Source organism: Pseudomonas sp. H2_D02 (assembly GCF_054677635.1).
The window spans coordinates 2398846-2416399 of record NZ_CP162816.1 but is presented as its reverse complement, the minus strand read 5'-3'; the positions used below and the strand labels follow the sequence as shown (position 1 = coordinate 2416399).

The window sequence follows — 17554 nt, the reverse complement described above, 5'->3', positions numbered from 1 at the left end:
CCAGTTCGTTAGTTCAAATTCAGTTACAAGCGAAGTAGGACGCCGGTTTACATGCCACCTGTCGCAGGTAGAATGGCGCCCTTTCCTCTTCAGCCCGAGCGGACTTCATGGCGTTGCCGACCCTGCGGATCATTGGTTTCATCATCGGCATCTTCCTGATCACCCTGGCGATCTTCATGGTCGTGCCGATGGCGACGCTGCTGGTCTTCGAACGCACCAGCGACCTGCCCTCGTTCCTCTGGTCGAGCATGATCACCTTTGTCGCCGGCCTGGCCCTGATTCTTCCCGGACGTCCGGAACACGTGCACCTGCGTCCCCGGGACATGTACCTGCTGACGGTCAGCAGTTGGCTGGTGGTGTGTGTCTTTGCCGCGCTGCCCTTTTTGCTGACCCAACACATCAGTTACACGGATTCATTCTTCGAAAGCATGTCGGGGATCACCGCCACCGGGGCGACGGTGTTGAGCGGCCTGGACACGATGTCGCCAGGCATCCTGATGTGGCGCTCGTTGCTGCACTGGCTCGGCGGTATCGGCTTTATTGGCATGGCCGTGGCGATCCTGCCGCTGTTGCGCATCGGTGGCATGCGGCTGTTCCAGACCGAATCTTCCGACCGCTCGGAAAAGGTCATGCCGCGCTCGCACATGGTGGCGCGGCTGATCGTGGCGTCCTACGTGGGCATCACCATCCTCGGCACGCTGGCGCTCTGGTGGGCCGGGATGAGCCTGTTCGATGCGATCAACCATTCGATGTCGGCGATTTCCACCGGTGGTTTCTCGACCTCGGACCTGTCGCTGGCCAAATGGACCCAGCCAGCGGTGCATTGGGTCACGATCGTCATCATGATCCTCGGCAGCCTGCCGTTCGCCTTGTACGTTTCGATGCTGCGAGGCAATCGCCGGGCGCTGATCAAGGACCAGCAAGTCCAAGGCCTGATCGGCGTGCTGCTGGTCACTTGGCTGGTGCTTGGCACCTGGTATTGGGCGACCACCGACCTGCATTGGCTCGACGCGCTGCGACACGTGGCGCTGAACGTGACCTCCATCGTCACCACCACCGGTTTCGCCCTGGGGGACTACAGCCTGTGGGGCAATTTCTCGCTGATGCTGTTCTTCTACCTGGGATTCGTCGGCGGCTGCTCGGGCTCGACCGCCGGCGGGATCAAGATTTTCCGTTTCCAGGTTGCCTATATCCTGCTCCGGGCCAACCTTAATCAACTGATTCACCCGCGTGCGGTGATCAAGCAGAAGTACAACGGCCATCGCCTCGACGAAGAAATCGTGCGCTCGATCCTGACCTTCTCGTTCTTCTTCGCCATCACCATTTGCGTGATCGCCCTGCTGCTGTCCCTGTTGGGCGTGGAATGGATGACGGCGTTGACCGGCGCGGCGAGCACGGTGTCCGGCGTCGGCCCGGGGCTCGGCGAGACCATCGGCCCGGCCGGCAACTTTGCCCCGCTGCCGGACGCGGCCAAATGGATTCTCTCGGCTGGCATGCTGCTGGGCCGATTGGAGATCATTACGGTGTTCGTGCTGTGTATTCCGGCGTTCTGGCGTCACTGACCGGCTTGGCCACGCCCCGCGCCCGATAGTCGCCAGGCGTGGTACCGAACCAACGACGGAAGGCCCGGAAAAAGTTGCTCGGGTCGGCAAACCCCAACAGATAAGCAATTTCCAGCAGGGTCATGCTCGGCTGCGCCAGGTATTGCTCGGCCAGCTCACGTCGGGTGTCGTCCAGCAGACTCTGGAAACTGGTGCCCTCTTCCTGCAAGCGCCGCTGCAAGGTGCGTTGCGACAGGTGCAGCGTCTGCGCCACCACGTCACGCTTGGGCTCGCCCTGGGGAAGCAGCCGACACAGCACTTGGCGCGCCTGGTGAGTCACGCGACTGCCGGAGAACCGCGCCAGGTACTCCCCCGCAAACCGGTCATGGAGCAGCGCCATGGCCTCGTTGGCGGTGGGCAACGGCGCCTCCATGTCGCCTTGCTGGAAAATCAGCGCGTCGCAGGAAGCATCGAACACCAACGGCGCACCGAAGGCTCGTTGATAAGGTGCAATGTCAACGGGTTCGGCGCCCTGGAACAGTACCTTCACCGGATGCAAGGGCCGTCCGGTCAGCCAGTTGCACAGGGCCAGCGCGCAGGCCAGCGACGCTTCGGCGCTTTGCCGGGTCGGTGGCAGGTGATCGCCGTGGACGGTCAGGATCAACCCGTAGCCTTCCTCCAAGTGACGGAAGCTCAAGTCAGCACTTTCGGCAATGATCCGCTGATAACGCACCAGCCGCTGGAACCCTTCGGCCAGCGTGCGGCTGGACATCAACGCGTAACCGACCACATGGAACGATGCCGGGCGCACCACCTTGCCCAGGTTCAGGCCGATGGCCGGGTTGCCCGACAACTCCACCGCCAGTTGCCAGAGCCGCGTCATCGAGTCCTGGGGGAAACGCGCATCAGGATCGTCCAGCGCCGCGAAATCCAGCCCCAGTTGCTTGAACAGCGCCCGACAGTCCAGGCCGTCCATTTCCAACGCCTTGACAATCCCCATCGCCCAGCTTGAAGAAGTGGTTCGTTCGCTCATGACGTTTACTTGCATGACGAGCCGCAGGGTACGGCTGGATTTGCGAAGGATACTAAAGTGGCGCTGATTGTCACTGGCTGTTACGAGTGACCGCTCTAAACTCACATCCGATACCCCTGAAACATCGGTTCACAACAAAACCAAAGAGCCTGCAGTCTTGGAAAACACCAAACACTTCAACACCTTCGCCGAGTTCTACCCGTACTACCTCAGCGAACACAGCGACAGCATCTGCCGACGCTTGCACTTCGTCGGCACTTCGCTGGTCTTGCTGGTTTTCGCCATGGCGCTGGTGGTTGGCGCCTGGTGGCTGTGGGTCGCCCTGCCAGTGGCGGGCTATGGCTTCGCCTGGATCGGGCATTTTTTCTTCGAGAAAAACCGTCCTGCCACTTTCCAACATCCCCTCTACAGCCTGCTCGGTGACTTCGTCATGTACCGCGACATGCTGCTCGGCAAGGTGGCGTTCTAGGAGGATTGCCGGTGGATACTCATGCGCGCTTCACCCACATGCAGGACGGGACCCGGGATGACTGGGCGATCATCGCGGCGGACTTCAGCGCCTATGCGCGGCAGTTGCCGGGGCGGGTCCTGGCCCATCTGAAATTACTCGACGGCGATTTTGGCGGGTTCCCGGTGGATCGCCTGACCCACTCCCTGCAAACCGCCACCCGCGCCTACCGTGACGGGCGGGACGAAGCGTACGTGGTCTGCGCCCTGCTCCACGACATCGGTGACACGCTGGGCAGCTACAACCACCCGGACATCGCCGCGGCGATCCTCAAGCCGTTCGTCAGCGCCGAAAACCTGTGGATGGTGGAGAAACACGGGATTTTCCAGGGCTATTATTTTTTCCATCACCTGGGCATGGATCGGCATCTGCGCGAGCAGTTTCTCGAACATCCGCAATACCAGGCCACCATTGATTTCTGCGCAAAATACGATGCTGCGGCGTTCGATCCCGAGTACGACACGCTGCCGCTGAGTTTCTTCGAGCCGATGCTGGAAAGGGTGTTCGCCGCGCCGAAGCAATCGATCTACAAGGCGGCGATGGCAGAGCAGCCCTGATTTATTGCAGACGCAGCAAATCCCGTGGCGAGGGAGCTTGCTCCCGCTTGAGTGCGAAGCGCTCACAAAAAGGGGCTGCTGCGCACCCCAGCGGGAGCAAGCTCCCTCGCCACGGGCCTTATGTGGTCTTCAGGCAGGCTCAGCCACTTTCAATTCAGCCTTGAGCAGCGCCTCCCGCGCCTGGGCGTCCGCCAGGCGATACAACTCGATCGTCCCGTCCCAATGCTCGATCAGCGCGGTGCAGGATTCGACCCAGTCGCCGCAGTTGAGATACTCCACCTCGCCGACCTGACGGATCTCGGCATGGTGGATGTGCCCGCACACCACGCCATGCAGTTCTCGCTTCACACATTCATGGGCGATGGCTTCTTCAAAGTCGCTGATGAAACTGACGGCGGTCTTGACCTTGTGCTTGAGGTACGCCGACAGCGACCAGTAGCCATAGCCATAACGGGCCCGCCAGTGATTGAGCCAGCGGTTGAGCGTCAGCGTGAATTCGTAGGCCGAATCCCCAAGGAACGCCAGCCAACGGTGATAACGAGTAATCACATCGAACTGATCGCCATGAATCACCAGCAGATGCCGACCGTCGGCGGTCACATGCACCGCCTCGTCCACCAATTGGATATTACCGAGGATCAGTTTCGAATAACGCCGCAGGAATTCGTCATGGTTGCCGGTGACATAGATCACCTCGGTGCCGCGCTTGCTCATGGTCAGCAAGCGACGAATGACGTTGGTGTGGGCCTGGGGCCAATACATGCCGCCACGCAGCTTCCAGCCGTCGATGATATCGCCCACCAGGTAGATTTTGTCGGCGTGGTAGCCCTTGAGGAAGTGCGACAGGTGCTCGGCCTGGCAATCCCGGGTGCCCAGGTGCACGTCCGAAATCCACAGGGTGCGAACACGCTGCTTGCGGCTGGGTCTGGCGAGCTCGGCGCTGGTCATTGGGCAACCCTCTGATCGTTTTCACCACAGTGCACCCCAGCGGTTAATGCCCCATGACAACAATAAGTCGATTGCATGACAGCGCGAGGCGCCGCGCCCTCGGTGTAGACTGACCGCCAACGACGGGAGACTGCGATGAGACCGATCCTCACGCTACGCCACTACAGCCACGATCTGATTGACCACAGCCACGACCACGCGCAACTGGTGTTTGGCTTGTCCGGCGCGCTGGACTTCGAAGTCGAAGGGCGTGGCAGCCAGGTGGTGCAGCAGAGTTTCGTGGTCGTGCCGGCGGGCGCCCATCATGCGTGCGGCAGTCCACAGGGCAGCCGCTGCCTGGTGCTGGACGTGCCGGACGATGAGTGGGTCGGGCAATGCCTGGGCGATCATGCCGACGCGAGCCGTCGCTTGCTCGACAGCAATACTCGCCTGCTCCTGGATGCAGGGCAAAGCCAGTTGGTCAGTTGGCTGGCCGGCAGCCCGGTGCACGACCCGCTGATCGCCCAGCAAGGCGCGGTATTGTTGCTCGCCAGCCTCAACGGCGGGCGCCAGGAAACCACCGGTGGCCGACGCCTGCCCTATGCCGCACTCAACGCCCACATCGACCAATATGCCGCCTACCCGCTGCAAGTCGCGGACCTGGCGCAGGTCGCCGGGCTTTCCAGTGCTCGCCTGCATGCCCGTTTCGTCGCCGAATGCGGGCAGACGCCAATGGAATACATCCGCAGCCGTCGCTTGCACAAGGCCGTGGCGTTGCTGCGTGACTCGTACCTGCCGATCGGCGAAATCGCCCAACGGGTTGGCTACAGTTCGCAAAGCGCCTTTGCCGCGGCCGTGTTGCGCGAATTCGGCGTCTCGCCGGGCAAGCTTCGGCGGCCACGCTAGTCTCGCGCTAAAAATCGCTAGGATCGCGACAGACAAAAACGGCTGGCGACGGGCTTAATAGCCAAACGTCCAACCGTTGAACAAGGATTGCAATGACACCCCGTACCGCCCTCGGCGCCCTGCACATCGGCGCACTCATGTTCGGCCTGACCGGCGTCTTCGGCAAACTCGCCGCGGCCTCGCCCGCCGTGATCGTGTTTGGCCGCGCGGTATTCGCCGTGCTGGCCCTGGCGGCGTTTGCCCGATTCGCCAGCCCTACCCGATGGCAGAAACTCCGGGGCCGGGACCTGCGCCTGTTGCTGCTGGGCGGCCTCTTGTTGACCGGGCACTGGGTGAGTTTCTTCATTTCGGTGAAAGTCGCCGGCGTCGCGATCGCCACGTTGGGATTCGCCAGTTTCCCGGCCTTCACCGTGCTGCTCGAAGGGCTGGTTTTCCGCGAACGAATCCGCGCCAACGAAATCTTCCTGGTGGTCCTGGTGAGCGTCGGCCTGGTGCTCGTGACGCCGGACTTCGACCTGGCCAGCGGCGCTACCACAGGCCTGCTCTGGGCGGTGGCCTCGGGGCTGTTGTTCTCACTGTTGTCGCTGACCAATCGCGCCGGCTCCGCCCATGTGCCACCGGTGCAGGCCGCGCTGTGCCAGAACGTCGTGGTCGGCCTCTGCCTATTGCCGATGGCTGCGCCGCAACTGAGCAACGCTCGCCCCCTCGACTGGCTGTGGATCGGCCTGCTCGGTGTGTTTTGCACCGGCCTGGCCCACAGCCTTTTCGTCGCCAGCCTGGCGGTGATCAAGGCCCGCACCGCCGCCGTGGTGTTCGCCATGGAGCCGGTCTACGGCATTACCATCGCCTGGTGGCTGTTTGATGAAAACCCGACGCTGCGCATGTTGCTCGGTGGCGTGCTGATCATCGTTGCGATCGCGGTGTCGAGCCAACTGGACGGCACGAAGAAATCCAGCGCCGGTGCCCAGGCGCCGTCTCACTGATCCCGTTCATTGAATTCTGTCGTTGTGCCCCAGGTCGCGCGCCGGGTCGATCTGGTCGCGGACCCGCTGCTTGAGCACCTTGGCCTCGGGGAATCCACCGTCGGCCTTGCGCTCCCAGATCTGCGTGCCATCGCAGCCAATATGAAAAACCCCACCGGTGCCCGGCACCAGGGACACCTTGCCGAGGTCGTCGCCGAATGTGCTGAGCAGTTCCTGGGCCAGCCAGGCGGCCCGCAGCAGCCATTGGCACTGGGTGCAGTAAGTGATGATGATTTCCGGTTTGTGTGCGCTCATTGCGGCTGAACTCCTGGTTCCAAAGGCGTCGTTATACTACTCGCCTTTGATCGCCCGCTCCGAGATCGACCATGCGCCGCCTGCTGCCTTGCCTGCTTCTTCTACTATTGCCCTTGCTCGGCCATGCCAACGAGCCCGCCGTTGAGACACCGCGCCCAAAGATCGGCTTGGTACTGTCCGGTGGCGCGGCCCGTGGCCTGGCCCACATCGGCGTGCTCAAGGCCCTGGAAGAACAAGGCATCAAGATCGATGCCATTGCCGGCACCAGCATGGGCGCAGTCATCGGCGGGCTCTATGCCTCGGGCTACAAGATCGATGAACTGGAGAAGCTCGCCCTGGGCATCGATTGGCAGCAAGCCCTGTCCGATGCCCCGCCGCGCAAGGACGTGCCCTTTCGGCGCAAACAGGACGACCGGGATTTCCTGGTCAAGCAGAAACTGAGCTTTCGCGACGACGGCAGCCTCGGCCTGCCGCTGGGGGTGATCCAGGGACAGAATCTTGCCCTGCTCCTGGAAAGCCTGCTGGCCCACGCCAGTGACACCCGGGATTTCGACAAACTACCGATCCCCTTCCGCGCGGTGGCAACCGACATCGCCACCGGCGAAAAAGTCGTGTTTCGCAAAGGCCATCTTCCCAAGGTCATCCGCGCCAGCATGTCGATCCCCGCCGTATTCGCCCCGGTGGAACTGGACGGTCGCCTGCTGGTGGACGGCGGCATGGCCGACAACATCCCATTGGACGTGGCTCGGGAAATGGGCGTGGACGTGGCCATCGTGGTCGACATCGGCACACCGCTGCGCACCCGCAAGCAATTGGTCACCGTGGTGGATGTGCTGAACCAGTCGACAACGCTGATGACCCGACGCAACTCCGAAGAGCAGTTGGCCACGTTGGGAAAAGAAGACGTGTTGATCCAGCCGGCCCTGGCAAGCTTCGGTTCCACCGACTTCGGTCGGGCGCAGGAAATAGTCGACGCCGGTTACCGCGCCACACGGATACTCGAAGCGCGCCTGGCGCACTTGCGGCCCGCCGAGCCGACCGACGCCGTGCTGATGGCGGCGCGTACCCCCAGCGAACGCACTCCGACCATCACCGCGATCCGGGTGGAAAACGATTCTAAAGTCGGCGACGACGTGATCCGCTATTACATTCGCCAGCAGATCGGCGAACCGCTGGACCTGGGCCGCCTGCAGACCGACATGGGCACGCTGTACGGCCTGGATTACTTCGAGCAGGTGCAATACCGCGTCGTGCACAAAGGCGCGGACAACACGCTGGTGATCAATGCCCGGGGCAGACGCACCGGCACTGATTACTTGCGCGTGGGCCTGAGCCTGTCGGACGACATGCGCGGTGACAGCGCTTTCAACCTCGGCGCCAGTTACCGGGTCAACGGCATCAATCGCCTGGGCGCCGAATGGCTGACCCGGGCGCAGATCGGCGACAAACAGGAGCTGTACAGCGAGTTCTATCAACCGCTGGACGTCGGCTCACGCTACTTCATCGCGCCTTACGGGCAGTTCGAATCGCGCAACGTCGAGTCGATTCTGGATAACGATCCGGTGGCCCAATATCGGGTCGAGCGCTATGGCTTCGGTCTGAACCTGGGTCGCCAGATCGGCAACAGCGGAGAGATCCGCTTCGGGGTTGGCCAGGCCTGGGGCAAGGCGGACGTGCGTATTGGCGATCACGACCAGCCTAGCGAAAACTTCAACGAAGGCTTCTACGAGCTAAAGTATTCGTTCGACTCCCTGGACAGCGTCTACTTCCCCCATGAAGGTGAAGACATCGGCCTGTCATGGCGCCAATACGAACCTGGCCTGGGGTCCGATCAACGTTACCGCCAGTGGGAATTCAAGCTGGACAAGGCCCTGAGCAGCGGCCCGGACACCTTCATCCTGGGCGGGCGCTACGGTCGAACGCTGGACACGGCCGAAGTCGTGACCTCCAGTTTCGTCCTCGGCGGCGCGCGGCAATTGTCGGGCTTTCGCGAGGATGGGATATCCGGCCAGAACATGAGCCTGATGCGCGCCGTGTATTACCGCCGGCTCACGCCTCGGGCGTACCTGCCCTTGGATTTCCCCTTGTACATCGGCGGCTCGCTGGAGCGCGGCCGGGCGTGGAACAACGACAACGAGTTCGACAGTGGCTACATCAACGCCGCCAGTGTCTTCCTGGGTTTCGACACGCCGTTGGGGCCATTGAATTTCAGCTACGGCTTCAACGATGACGATGAGCAGGCGGTGTATCTGAACCTGGGGCAGACGTTCTAGAACCGTTTCAAATTGTGGGAGCGAGCTTGCTCGCGATGGCGATCACTCAGTCGGCGATGATGTTGGCTACGGCTCAGTCATCGCGAGCAAGCTCGCTCCCACGCTGGATTCCCGTCGGCCGCGCAATCGCCTCAACGAATCCCGGCCAACAAGACTCGGGCGGTTTCCCTGAGCGGTTCATCGCCCTCTTGCAACAACTCTTCCAGCAAGGTGATGGCGCTCTTCAGGTCGCCTTCATCGATGCAATTCTGCGCTTCTTCCAGCTTTTCCGAATGCTCCGACGCCTGCAGCTCGAAGGGCACAGGTTCCAGGGACAGTGACTCGAACTCAGGCTCAACGGACAGCGGTTCCAGTTCCAGCGCCTGCTCTTCGTCGGCAAACCCATCGAGGAAATCATCATCCAGCGACTCGGTTTCCAACGGTGCGCCCCATTGCAGGTCCGGTTCGTCGAAGCCTGATAGCGCCAGCGTGTCGGCACGGGTAGACGGCGGCGTTCCGGGTACAGGAGCCGCCGACGGATCATCGGCCAGGTCCCAACTGTTCTCCAGGGAGAGCCCATCCAGGTTCAACTCGAACTCATCACTGGGCGCGGCAACAGGTTCGGGGGCGAGCATTGGAGCCGGGGGCTCCGGGGGCGTCTCCATCGGAGCGTTAACCATGGCGATCTTGGGGTAGCGCTTGCGGGTTTCTTCCAGCGTCTGGTGATCGACGCCTTGGGACAAGAGGTGGTTCTCCTGGGCCTGGAAGCCGATGACATCGCCCTGCTTGCCCAGCACATCCAACAACTTGAGCCCCAGGTCGGTACGCTCCGGCTCGGCCAGCAATGCCGCGCGCAGCAGGCCGGCAGCTTCGGTGAAACGGCCATAGGTCAGGTAGATTCCCACACCTTCGAGCACGTCTCCCAGAGGAGCATCACCGTTGTTGAACGACGCGGCGACTTCGGGGGGCTCTGCATCCGCGCTCTCCATATAGGTGTCGGTGTTGTCGTCCAGGGCCAGGTCGGGACGGGCGGTCAATGGCACCGGGTCCGCCGTCTCCTGCTGTTGCCGATGACGCAGGAACAGCAAAAGCGCCAGCAACCCAAGCATTCCCGCCAATCCAGCCACCCACAGCCAGTCGATGCCTTCGGTTTCCGCCACTGGCGCCGCCTCGACTGCCGATGCGGGTTCGGTGGATTCGGCAGGTTCAGGGGCAAGTTCCGAGGTCATCGCAGGTGGCGAGGCCTGGGTCAGTTGCGCTTGAAGCTCGCTGATCTGCTGGCGTTGCCCGGCGATTTCCTGATCCTGGGCGTGGATCCGAGCCTGCAATTGTTCGATGGTCTGCTGTTGCTGCTGGCTTTGCAGCACGCTGGCGGCCAATTGCTCGGTATTGCTGTCGATCGCTGCGGGAGCCGGGGCGGCAGATTTTTGGGCAGGCGCTGGCAAGATGGCCGAATCAGGCAGCAACAAGCGCTGGCCGATGGAAAGTCGCTCGCTGCCAGGGTTCAGCGCCTGGATACCCTGCATCAGTTCATTGACCGACGCATTGCTGCCCGCATCATGCAGACGCTTGGCGATCACCCAGGGATTGTCGCCCTGCACGACGGTGTAGCGCTTGCCCTGTGTTGCCGGGGGCGGCTTGATGGCGGGTGTCGCCTCGGCCGAGCTGGAGGGTTCGTCGACGGTCGGCACCAGGCCTGGCGTACCGGGCGGATCGATCAGCACGGTGTATTCGCGCAACAGGCGCCCGTTGGGCTGGTTGAGCTGTACGAGGAAGTTGAGGAACGGTTCCTCCACCGGTTTGCTGGAGGTCACCCGGATGAAACTGCGTCCGCCCCGCAGCACGGGGGTGAAACGCAGGTTGTTGAGAAAAAAAACGCGCTCCACCCCAGCACGGCTGAAGTCGTCCGGACTCGCCAGGCTGGCGGAAAGATCTCCCTCGCTGAGTCCCGCCGCATCAACCAGGGCGATATCGGCGCGCAACGGTTGGTTCAAGGCGGAATGAAGCGTGATTTCCCCAAGCCCCAGCGCCGACGCCAAGGCGGGAAACCCCAGGGCACCCACGACGACCGACACGTTGATCCAACTGCGCAACGTGGACTGCAAACTTTCAAGCATGGGTATCCCTTTGATCAACGACCTGTGCGAAACGCTTCCAATACGATCGCCTAGTACTGGTTATAGTTCGCTAACCACCGAATCTCAAAGGTCTGGCGCCAGGGATATGCCTCAGGATCTTTCCAGGTTGGCCAGGATCGTGCCGTGGACCCGCATGCAAACGCGCATGTCCGCTTCGTCGACGCCTTCGAACAACTCCCGGCGCAACTGCGTGGCAATGGTTTCGATTTGCTCGATCAGCGGCAATGCCGGCGCGCACAGTACGATCTTCTTGGCGCGGCGGTCCTCGGCCACGGCCTGGCGTTGAACCAGGCCCTGGGTTTCCAGGCTGTCGAGCAAACGGGCCAGGGTCGGGCCTTCGACCGCAACGCTCTGGGCCAGCTCCCGTTGGGTCGGGGCCTGTTCGAAACGGGCCAGGTGCAGCAGCACCAGCCAACGCGCCTGGGACAGGCCCAGCCCGGCGAGGCGACGGTCCAGCTCGGCGCGCCAGCCACGGGACATCTGCGCCAGTTGCATGCCAAAACGGTGTTGATCGGTCAAAGGCATAAAAAACTCATCAAATCTGAAATAGAGAAAAACTAATTATTAGTCAGCTAAGCATGACCTTTGGATTCAGGCAAGGCTCGCGCTGTAGTGAATCGTTAAAGGAGCGTAACTGTTTGATCAGACTTCGAATTCCGACTGCAGTGCGGCCCTGACGCAATACAGGACCCCTTCCGGAACCCGCCCTGCGAACAACGCGGCGACTTCCGATACGGGAGGCAGCTCGCCTTCGCCATCGAGAAACGCATCCTGGACCTCGCCCATCAGTTCTTCAGGCAGGTCCAGCGCTTGCTCCAATGAAAGCTGTTGTTGACCAATGGCCTCGGCCAGCATCGTGTAGACGTTCTTTTCCGAGCACTGCAATTGACTGGCAATCTGCAGCGGGGTCATGCCGGCCCGCGCCAGGGTGATGAGTTCATGGCGAACGTCGGCCACCGCCGGCAGGGTCTCGGCTTCGCCGCCCAGCACTTGGAGGAAGGCCTCGCCGTAACGCTCCAGCTTGCGTGCGCCAACGCCGCTGACCCGGGCCATTTCCGCCAGGGAGGTCGGTTGGCTGCGGAGCATTTCCAGCAAAGTGGAATCGGGAAAGATGACGTACGGCGGCACGCCGTGTTCCTCGGCCAACTTGCGGCGCAGGGCGCGCAACGCTTCCCACTGGTCACGCTCTTCGCCGCGCACCAATTGGCTGGCCTGGCTCTTGCTGCTCTTGACCGCGGTCGCCGGCTTGAGGTCGCGGCGCAGTTCCAGGGTGACTTCGCCCTTGAGCAAGGGCCGGCACGTCGCACTGAGGCGCAGGCCGCCGTAGCCTTCCAGGTCGATGTCCGCCAGGCCGCGCGCAACCAACTGCCGGAACAACGAGCGCCATTCGCTCTCGCTGCGGGCCTTGCCCACGCCAAACACAGACAGGTGCTGGTGGCCGAAGCTGCGGACTTTCTCGTTGTCCTTGCCCAGCAACACATCCACCAGATGCCCGACGCCGTAGCGCTGGCCCGTGCGATAAATCGCCGACAACGCCTGGCGGGCCGGCTCCGTGGCGTCCCAGGTTTCCACGCCATCGACGCAATTGTCGCAATGGCCGCAGGGCTGGGGCATGTCTTCGTCGAAATAGGCCAGCAAGGTCTGGCGACGGCAGCGGGTCTCTTCGCACAGCGACAGCATGGCGTCGAGCTTGTGCTGCTCCAGGCGCTTGTGCCGCTCATCGCCCTCGGAGTTCTGCAACATCTGCTTGAGCATCACCACGTCTTGCAGGCCGTAGGCCATCCAGGCATCGGCTGGCAAGCCGTCACGACCGGCACGCCCGGTTTCCTGGTAATAGGCTTCCAGCGACTTGGGCAAGTCCAGGTGAGCGACGAAACGCACGTTGGGCTTGTCGATGCCCATGCCGAACGCCACGGTGGCCACCATGATCAGGCCTTCCTCGTTGAGGAAGCGCTTCTGGTGATAGGCCCGCAAATCGTTGGGCAGGCCGGCATGATAGGGCAACGCCGGAAAACCCTGTTCGCTGAGGAACGCCGCCACTTCCTCGACCTTCTTGCGCGACAGGCAATAGACAATGCCCGCGTCGCTGCGTCGCTCGGCAAGGAACGCCAGCAACTGCTTGCGCGGCTGCTCCTTGGGCACGATGCGGTAGAAAATGTTCGGACGGTCAAAACTGGAGAGGAACCGCTCGGCATTCTGCAAATGCAGCCGGTCGACGATTTCCTCGCGGGTACGCTTGTCGGCCGTGGCGGTCAGGGCGATACGCGGGACGTCGGGGAACAATTCCGCCAACTGCCCCAATTGCAGGTATTCACGACGGAAATCATGGCCCCATTGGGACACGCAGTGGGCTTCGTCGATGGCAAACAGGGCGATTTCCAGGCTCTGCAAAAACGCCAGCATGCGTGGCTGCACGAGGCGTTCCGGCGCCAGGTAGAGCATTTTTACCTCGCCACGCTTGATCCTCGCGGCCAAGTCCCGTTGCTGCTCGGCGCTCAAGGTGGAGTTCAGCGCCGCAGCGGCGACACCCAATTCTTCAAGGGTGGCGACCTGGTCGTCCATCAAAGCGATCAGCGGCGAAACCACCACCGCCAGGCCGTTGCGCAACAGGGCCGGCACCTGGAAGCACAGCGACTTGCCGCCGCCGGTGGGCATGAGCACCAGGGCATCGCCACCGCTGGCCACGCGCTCAATAATGGCACCCTGGCGGCCACGGAAACTGTCGTAGCCGAAGATGTCCTTGAGAACGCGTTGAGCCTGTTCGAGCATAGAAACTCCAAAATCACCGAAACATCCCTGCAAGGCTGGTTCAGAATCACAAACGCTGCACCGGCAAATCGTAAGTGCGCGTTTCCAACCGACCGCAGGGCATCACAAAACGCGGCAGTATACCCGAGGGTTTCGTTGCGAAGGGGGCTGCTGACGGGAGGTGTGATGATCACGGCCGGGAGCCCACCGAACCTGTGGCGAGGGAGCTTGCTCCCGCTGGGTGGCGAAGCCGCCCCCAAAACCGGGCCGCTGCGCGCTGGAGCGCCAGCCCGGCCCAGCGGGAGCAAGCTCCCTCGCCACCGATGGCCCTGGCATGGAGTCAAGTCCGGCCAATGAGCAGGCAAATCCACCATGCGGCTGGCCTGCCCGCTCAAGAAGGCCTAGAATTCCCGCATTGTTTATTCCCCAAGGTAGCCCGTAATGTCCTTCGCTGAGCAACTGACCCGCCTGCAAGTCTTCCTCGACGCCGATGAGCTGCACGAAGAGGCGCTGGATTACGTGGCCGCTCATGGCTATCTGACCGCCCTGTCCATCTGCTCCGAGCCAGTGCCGGACCGTGAATGGATCGACGCCCTGTTCGCCGAAGAGCCGCATTACAGCGACGAAGCCCAGCGCGCCGAAATCGAAGCCACGCTGGTCGGCCTCAAGGCCCACATCGCCCGCCAACTGGCTTCCGACGAAGAATTCGAATTGCCGTGCGAGCTGGACCTGGGCGACGACCCGGACGATTCGGAACTGCGCGGCTGGTGCATCGGCTTCATGGAAGGCGTGTTCCTGCGCGAAGCTGCCTGGTTCGAAACCGCGGAAGAAGAAGTCAGCGAAATGCTGTTGCCAATCATGGTCGGTTCCGGCCTGTTCGACGAGCAACCAGAGTTCTCCGACATTGCCGCCGACGCGAACCTGATGGACGACATGATCGTGCAGATCCCCGAAGCGCTGACCGCCCTGTACCTGCTGTGCAACGCCCCGGACGAGAAACCGGCGATCCTCAAGCCTCGCCACCACTGAGTGACCGGGTGCCCTCGCCAATCGGCAAGCGCCCGCTGATCCTGCGTTACGCTCTGCTGGCCATCGGCTGGCTGAGCGTAGTGCTGGGGGTCATTGGCATTTTCGTTCCCGTACTCCCCACCACCCCCTTCCTGCTCCTGGCCGCCGCGTGCTTCGCCCGTAGTTCGCCGCGCTTCTACCAATGGCTGGTGGAACACCCCCGCCTCGGCCCGTGGATCAAAGACTACCTCAGCGGCAACGGCATTCCCCTCAAGGGCAAGGTCTACGCCATCGGTTTGATGTGGGCCAGCATCCTGTTTTCCTGCTACCTCGTGCCACTGCCGTGGGCGCGGGGGTTCATGCTCACCAGTGCGGTGCTGGTGACGGTTTATATCCTCAGACAGAAAACACTGCGCAGGCCTTGAATCGTGAAGAGGCCGCGAGCAGGTATTCAGCTGTTTTCATTCACAGTAGAATTCGTGTCTCATCCATTCGCTGGAACATCACCACTGCCGTAGCCTGGCATCGGTCCACATCGAGGAGAGTCTGTGAAACTGATCAGGCTGGAACTGGAAAACTACCGTTGTTTCCCTACATTAACTCTTGAGCTGGACCCCCAATTGACCTTGCTCGTTGCGCGTAACGGTCAAGGCAAGACGAGTCTGTTGGATGCTATCAAGGTCGCGCTGTGGCCCTATGTTCGCGGGTTTGATCTCGGTAGCACCACCAACGACACTACCGGCATCCACCCAGAAGACGTTTTCTTGCGCCCTCTCGCAGCCCATCAGATGGAGCCTTCTCTCCCCTCGCGGCTAACTGCCCACGCTTATTTTCAAGAGCAGCCCTGGAAATGGTCACGGCGTCGGGAAAGCATTCGCAAAGGTACGCAAACCCGCGGGGACGCAACGGCAACCTTGCTGGAAACAACCGCCGAGGCGCTTGAAGTACGGATATTTCACAAGGCAACGTCTGGCCAGGAGCCTCCCTTCGATTTGCCAGTGCTGGCGTACTACGGCACAGGCCGGCTCTGGAGCCAGAAAAAACTGACTGCTGCTTATGAAAAAGCGGAAAACGCCGAATTTTCCAGAACCTACGCGTATCGCGATTGCCTCGATCCGGCCTCAAGTTATAAACATTTTGCCAAGTGGTACACACGAATCTTTCGCAGCTATCGCGAGGAACAGATTCGCAATATTGAGCGTGGAAAATTAAGTGTTGATGTAAAAGACGAATTCGCACATCCCGTATTGGCTGTACAGAATGCGGTAAATGCCGTCCTCGCTACGCGGACAGGATGGCGAGATCTGGCATATAGCAGTGAATTTTCCGACTTGGTGCTGGAACATCCATTTCATGGTGTGTTGAAGGTCAGCCAGCTCAGCGATGGGATCCGCAATATTGTCGCCTTGGCTGCGGACATCGCTTATCGCTGCGTAAAACTCAACCCGCATCTGGGCATCATGGCTCCTAGTAGCAGCACAGGTGTGGTTTTGATAGATGAAGTCGACATGCACCTGCACCCGGCGTGGCAGCAAACCGTCGTACCTGATCTCCTCAATGCTTTCCCGCATATCCAGTTCATCGTGACTACCCATAGCCCTCAGGTGATCACCTCCGTACCAGCGCACTGCATCCGTGTTCTCCAAACCGAAACCGACGAAAACGGGCGACGGGTAACAGTGAGCAATGTGGATCAACAAACTCAGGGGGTCGCCAGTTCCCAAGTGTTGGCGTACGTCATGGACATCGATCCGACGCCCGACAATGAGCCAGCTCAAAAAATGAGCGAATACATGGGATTGATTCAGCAGAACCTTCATGAAACAACACAGGGCCAGGAACTGCGCAATTATCTGGATGAGCATTTCGGTAGTCAGCATCCGAATATGCTCGATTGCCATCGACTGATCCGGTTGGAAACGTTCAAACGCAAGCAGCTGATAAAACAGTAAGACAAGGAAACTGGGTACATGCGAAAGCTTGTTCGAGGTGAAGGGCCACACTGTCTTACCCGCTACAGACATGGATTGCACAAGTGGTCGTTACAATCTCCGACTTTGGAGGAACGTGATCAGCTCTGGGAAAGTCTGCAAGCTATGCAAGATACTCGTTGCGCTTATTGTGAGGCCGATATCAGCAAACCCGGCCACGCACACATTGAGCACTTTCGACAAAGAGACAGATACCCACAGGGCACCTTCGATTGGAGCAACTTATTTGGCTCATGCTGCCGGGAAGATGCGTGCGGTAAGTTCAAGGACAGCTGCGGCCCGTATGATCACAGTGTCTTACTCAAGCCTGACGTAGACGATCCGGATGACTACTTCATTTTCGTCAACGACGGCACTATCGTCCCACGGGCTGACCTAGATGATAGGTCACGGCAAAGGGCGATCGATACTTTGCGGATCTTCAACCTGGATGCTCGAAACGGAGCGTTACGTGAAATGAGACGCGAGGCCGTTCGTCCCCATCGGGATACGGCACAGACCCTCATGGAAATGTCTGAGGATTATCCTGAAACCGATTTTCTTAAGTTCCTTGAAGAGGAAATTCAGACAATCTCGAGCTTGCCGTTCTCCGCTGCGATCCGGCACTCGCTATCGAATAGGTGTTGACCGAAACACTTCCCAAAAAGGTGCTCTGCTGGCAAAACGTA

Annotated in this window: 16 protein-coding genes; 10 read left to right on the top strand and 6 right to left on the bottom strand. The window is 61.0% G+C overall.

Going from position 1 to position 17554, the window contains the following annotated elements; translation table 11 throughout:
- Window positions 1-107 precede the first annotated feature (107 nt).
- Window positions 108-1562: a TrkH family potassium uptake protein gene (locus tag AB4N42_RS11245; protein WP_460116189.1), complete on the top strand. Its 1455-nt coding sequence runs from the start codon at window positions 108-110 to the stop codon at window positions 1560-1562.
- On the opposite strand, the gene AB4N42_RS11240 is transcribed toward AB4N42_RS11245, so the two are convergent.
- Window positions 1519-2574, bottom strand: coding sequence for an AraC family transcriptional regulator (locus AB4N42_RS11240; protein WP_198797703.1), 1056 nt, complete (start codon window positions 2572-2574; stop codon window positions 1519-1521). The genes AB4N42_RS11245 and AB4N42_RS11240 overlap by 44 nt on opposite strands.
- A 157-nt stretch (window positions 2575-2731) precedes the next feature.
- Here AB4N42_RS11240 and AB4N42_RS11235 point away from each other — a divergent pair, with 157 nt between their 5' ends.
- Window positions 2732-3043 (top strand): Mpo1-like protein, encoded by a 312-nt coding sequence (locus AB4N42_RS11235; protein WP_460116188.1) that lies wholly within the window; start codon window positions 2732-2734, stop codon window positions 3041-3043.
- Window positions 3044-3054: 11 nt separating this feature from the next.
- Complete coding sequence (locus AB4N42_RS11230) at window positions 3055-3639, top strand: HD domain-containing protein (RefSeq protein WP_258648083.1); 585 nt, start codon at window positions 3055-3057, stop codon at window positions 3637-3639.
- A 129-nt stretch (window positions 3640-3768) separates the two neighbouring features.
- On the opposite strand, the gene AB4N42_RS11225 is transcribed toward AB4N42_RS11230, so the two are convergent.
- On the bottom strand, window positions 3769-4587 hold the full coding sequence (locus AB4N42_RS11225) for a UDP-2,3-diacylglucosamine diphosphatase (RefSeq protein ID WP_030141125.1): 819 nt from the start codon (window positions 4585-4587) through the stop codon (window positions 3769-3771).
- A 135-nt stretch (window positions 4588-4722) separates the two neighbouring features.
- Here AB4N42_RS11225 and AB4N42_RS11220 point away from each other — a divergent pair, with 135 nt between their 5' ends.
- Window positions 4723-5472, top strand: coding sequence for a helix-turn-helix transcriptional regulator (locus AB4N42_RS11220; protein ID WP_431144737.1), 750 nt, complete (start codon window positions 4723-4725; stop codon window positions 5470-5472).
- Window positions 5473-5564: 92 nt separating this feature from the next.
- Window positions 5565-6455 (top strand): DMT family transporter, encoded by an 891-nt coding sequence (locus AB4N42_RS11215; protein WP_431144735.1) that lies wholly within the window; start codon window positions 5565-5567, stop codon window positions 6453-6455.
- A gap of 6 nt (window positions 6456-6461) precedes the next feature.
- Here AB4N42_RS11215 and AB4N42_RS11210 read toward each other — a convergent pair whose 3' ends face one another.
- Window positions 6462-6749, bottom strand: coding sequence for an Rdx family protein (locus tag AB4N42_RS11210; protein WP_030141128.1), 288 nt, complete (start codon window positions 6747-6749; stop codon window positions 6462-6464).
- Window positions 6750-6820: 71 nt separating this feature from the next.
- Here AB4N42_RS11210 and AB4N42_RS11205 point away from each other — a divergent pair, with 71 nt between their 5' ends.
- Window positions 6821-9022 carry a patatin-like phospholipase family protein gene (locus tag AB4N42_RS11205; protein ID WP_030141129.1) on the top strand — a complete coding sequence of 734 codons (2202 nt, stop codon included), beginning with the start codon at window positions 6821-6823 and terminating at the stop codon, window positions 9020-9022.
- Between the two features lie 131 nt (window positions 9023-9153).
- Here AB4N42_RS11205 and AB4N42_RS11200 read toward each other — a convergent pair whose 3' ends face one another.
- The 3 genes from AB4N42_RS11200 to recQ all read right to left on the bottom strand — a co-directional run bounded on the left by AB4N42_RS11200 (window position 9154) and on the right by recQ (window position 13908).
- The gene (locus AB4N42_RS11200; RefSeq protein WP_198797701.1) at window positions 9154-11118 is read right to left on the bottom strand and encodes a FimV/HubP family polar landmark protein; all 1965 of its coding nucleotides are present in this window, start codon (window positions 11116-11118) and stop codon (window positions 9154-9156) included.
- Between the two features lie 111 nt (window positions 11119-11229).
- The gene (locus tag AB4N42_RS11195; protein ID WP_030141131.1) at window positions 11230-11664 is read right to left on the bottom strand and encodes a MarR family transcriptional regulator; all 435 of its coding nucleotides are present in this window, start codon (window positions 11662-11664) and stop codon (window positions 11230-11232) included.
- 117 nt (window positions 11665-11781) lie between these two features.
- The gene (gene recQ / locus AB4N42_RS11190; RefSeq protein ID WP_460116186.1) at window positions 11782-13908 is read right to left on the bottom strand and encodes a DNA helicase RecQ; all 2127 of its coding nucleotides are present in this window, start codon (window positions 13906-13908) and stop codon (window positions 11782-11784) included.
- A 420-nt stretch (window positions 13909-14328) separates the two neighbouring features.
- Between recQ and AB4N42_RS11185 the strand changes: the two genes are divergently transcribed.
- From AB4N42_RS11185 to ptuB, 4 genes are all read left to right on the top strand, one after another.
- Window positions 14329-14916 (top strand): UPF0149 family protein, encoded by a 588-nt coding sequence (locus AB4N42_RS11185; RefSeq protein ID WP_030141133.1) that lies wholly within the window; start codon window positions 14329-14331, stop codon window positions 14914-14916.
- An 8-nt stretch (window positions 14917-14924) separates the two neighbouring features.
- A complete protein-coding gene (locus tag AB4N42_RS11180; protein ID WP_460116185.1) occupies window positions 14925-15320 on the top strand; it encodes a YbaN family protein in 396 nt (131 codons plus the stop codon).
- A gap of 123 nt (window positions 15321-15443) precedes the next feature.
- A complete protein-coding gene (locus AB4N42_RS11175) occupies window positions 15444-16847 on the top strand; it encodes an AAA family ATPase (RefSeq protein WP_460116183.1) in 1404 nt (467 codons plus the stop codon).
- A gap of 18 nt (window positions 16848-16865) precedes the next feature.
- Window positions 16866-17513 carry a retron Ec78 anti-phage system effector HNH endonuclease PtuB gene (gene ptuB, locus AB4N42_RS11170; RefSeq protein WP_460116182.1) on the top strand — a complete coding sequence of 216 codons (648 nt, stop codon included), beginning with the start codon at window positions 16866-16868 and terminating at the stop codon, window positions 17511-17513.
- The last annotated feature ends 41 nt before the right edge of the window (window positions 17514-17554 follow it).

Excerpts from the sequence above, each read along its gene's own strand:
- AB4N42_RS11245 (WP_460116189.1), top strand. The coding sequence starts at position 108 with ATGGCGTTGCCGACCCTGCGGATCATTGGTTTCATCATCGGCATCTTC.
- AB4N42_RS11240 (WP_198797703.1), bottom strand. The coding sequence starts at position 2,574 with ATGAGCGAACGAACCACTTCTTCAAGCTGGGCGATGGGGATTGTCAAG.
- AB4N42_RS11225 (WP_030141125.1), bottom strand. The coding sequence starts at position 4,587 with ATGACCAGCGCCGAGCTCGCCAGACCCAGCCGCAAGCAGCGTGTTCGC.
- AB4N42_RS11220 (WP_431144737.1), top strand. The coding sequence starts at position 4,723 with ATGAGACCGATCCTCACGCTACGCCACTACAGCCACGATCTGATTGAC.
- AB4N42_RS11215 (WP_431144735.1), top strand. The coding sequence starts at position 5,565 with ATGACACCCCGTACCGCCCTCGGCGCCCTGCACATCGGCGCACTCATG.
- AB4N42_RS11210 (WP_030141128.1), bottom strand. The coding sequence starts at position 6,749 with ATGAGCGCACACAAACCGGAAATCATCATCACTTACTGCACCCAGTGC.
- AB4N42_RS11205 (WP_030141129.1), top strand. The coding sequence starts at position 6,821 with ATGCGCCGCCTGCTGCCTTGCCTGCTTCTTCTACTATTGCCCTTGCTC.
- AB4N42_RS11200 (WP_198797701.1), bottom strand. The coding sequence starts at position 11,118 with ATGCTTGAAAGTTTGCAGTCCACGTTGCGCAGTTGGATCAACGTGTCG.
- AB4N42_RS11195 (WP_030141131.1), bottom strand. The coding sequence starts at position 11,664 with ATGCCTTTGACCGATCAACACCGTTTTGGCATGCAACTGGCGCAGATG.
- recQ (WP_460116186.1), bottom strand. The coding sequence starts at position 13,908 with ATGCTCGAACAGGCTCAACGCGTTCTCAAGGACATCTTCGGCTACGAC.
- AB4N42_RS11185 (WP_030141133.1), top strand. The coding sequence starts at position 14,329 with ATGTCCTTCGCTGAGCAACTGACCCGCCTGCAAGTCTTCCTCGACGCC.
- ptuB (WP_460116182.1), top strand. The coding sequence starts at position 16,866 with ATGCGAAAGCTTGTTCGAGGTGAAGGGCCACACTGTCTTACCCGCTAC.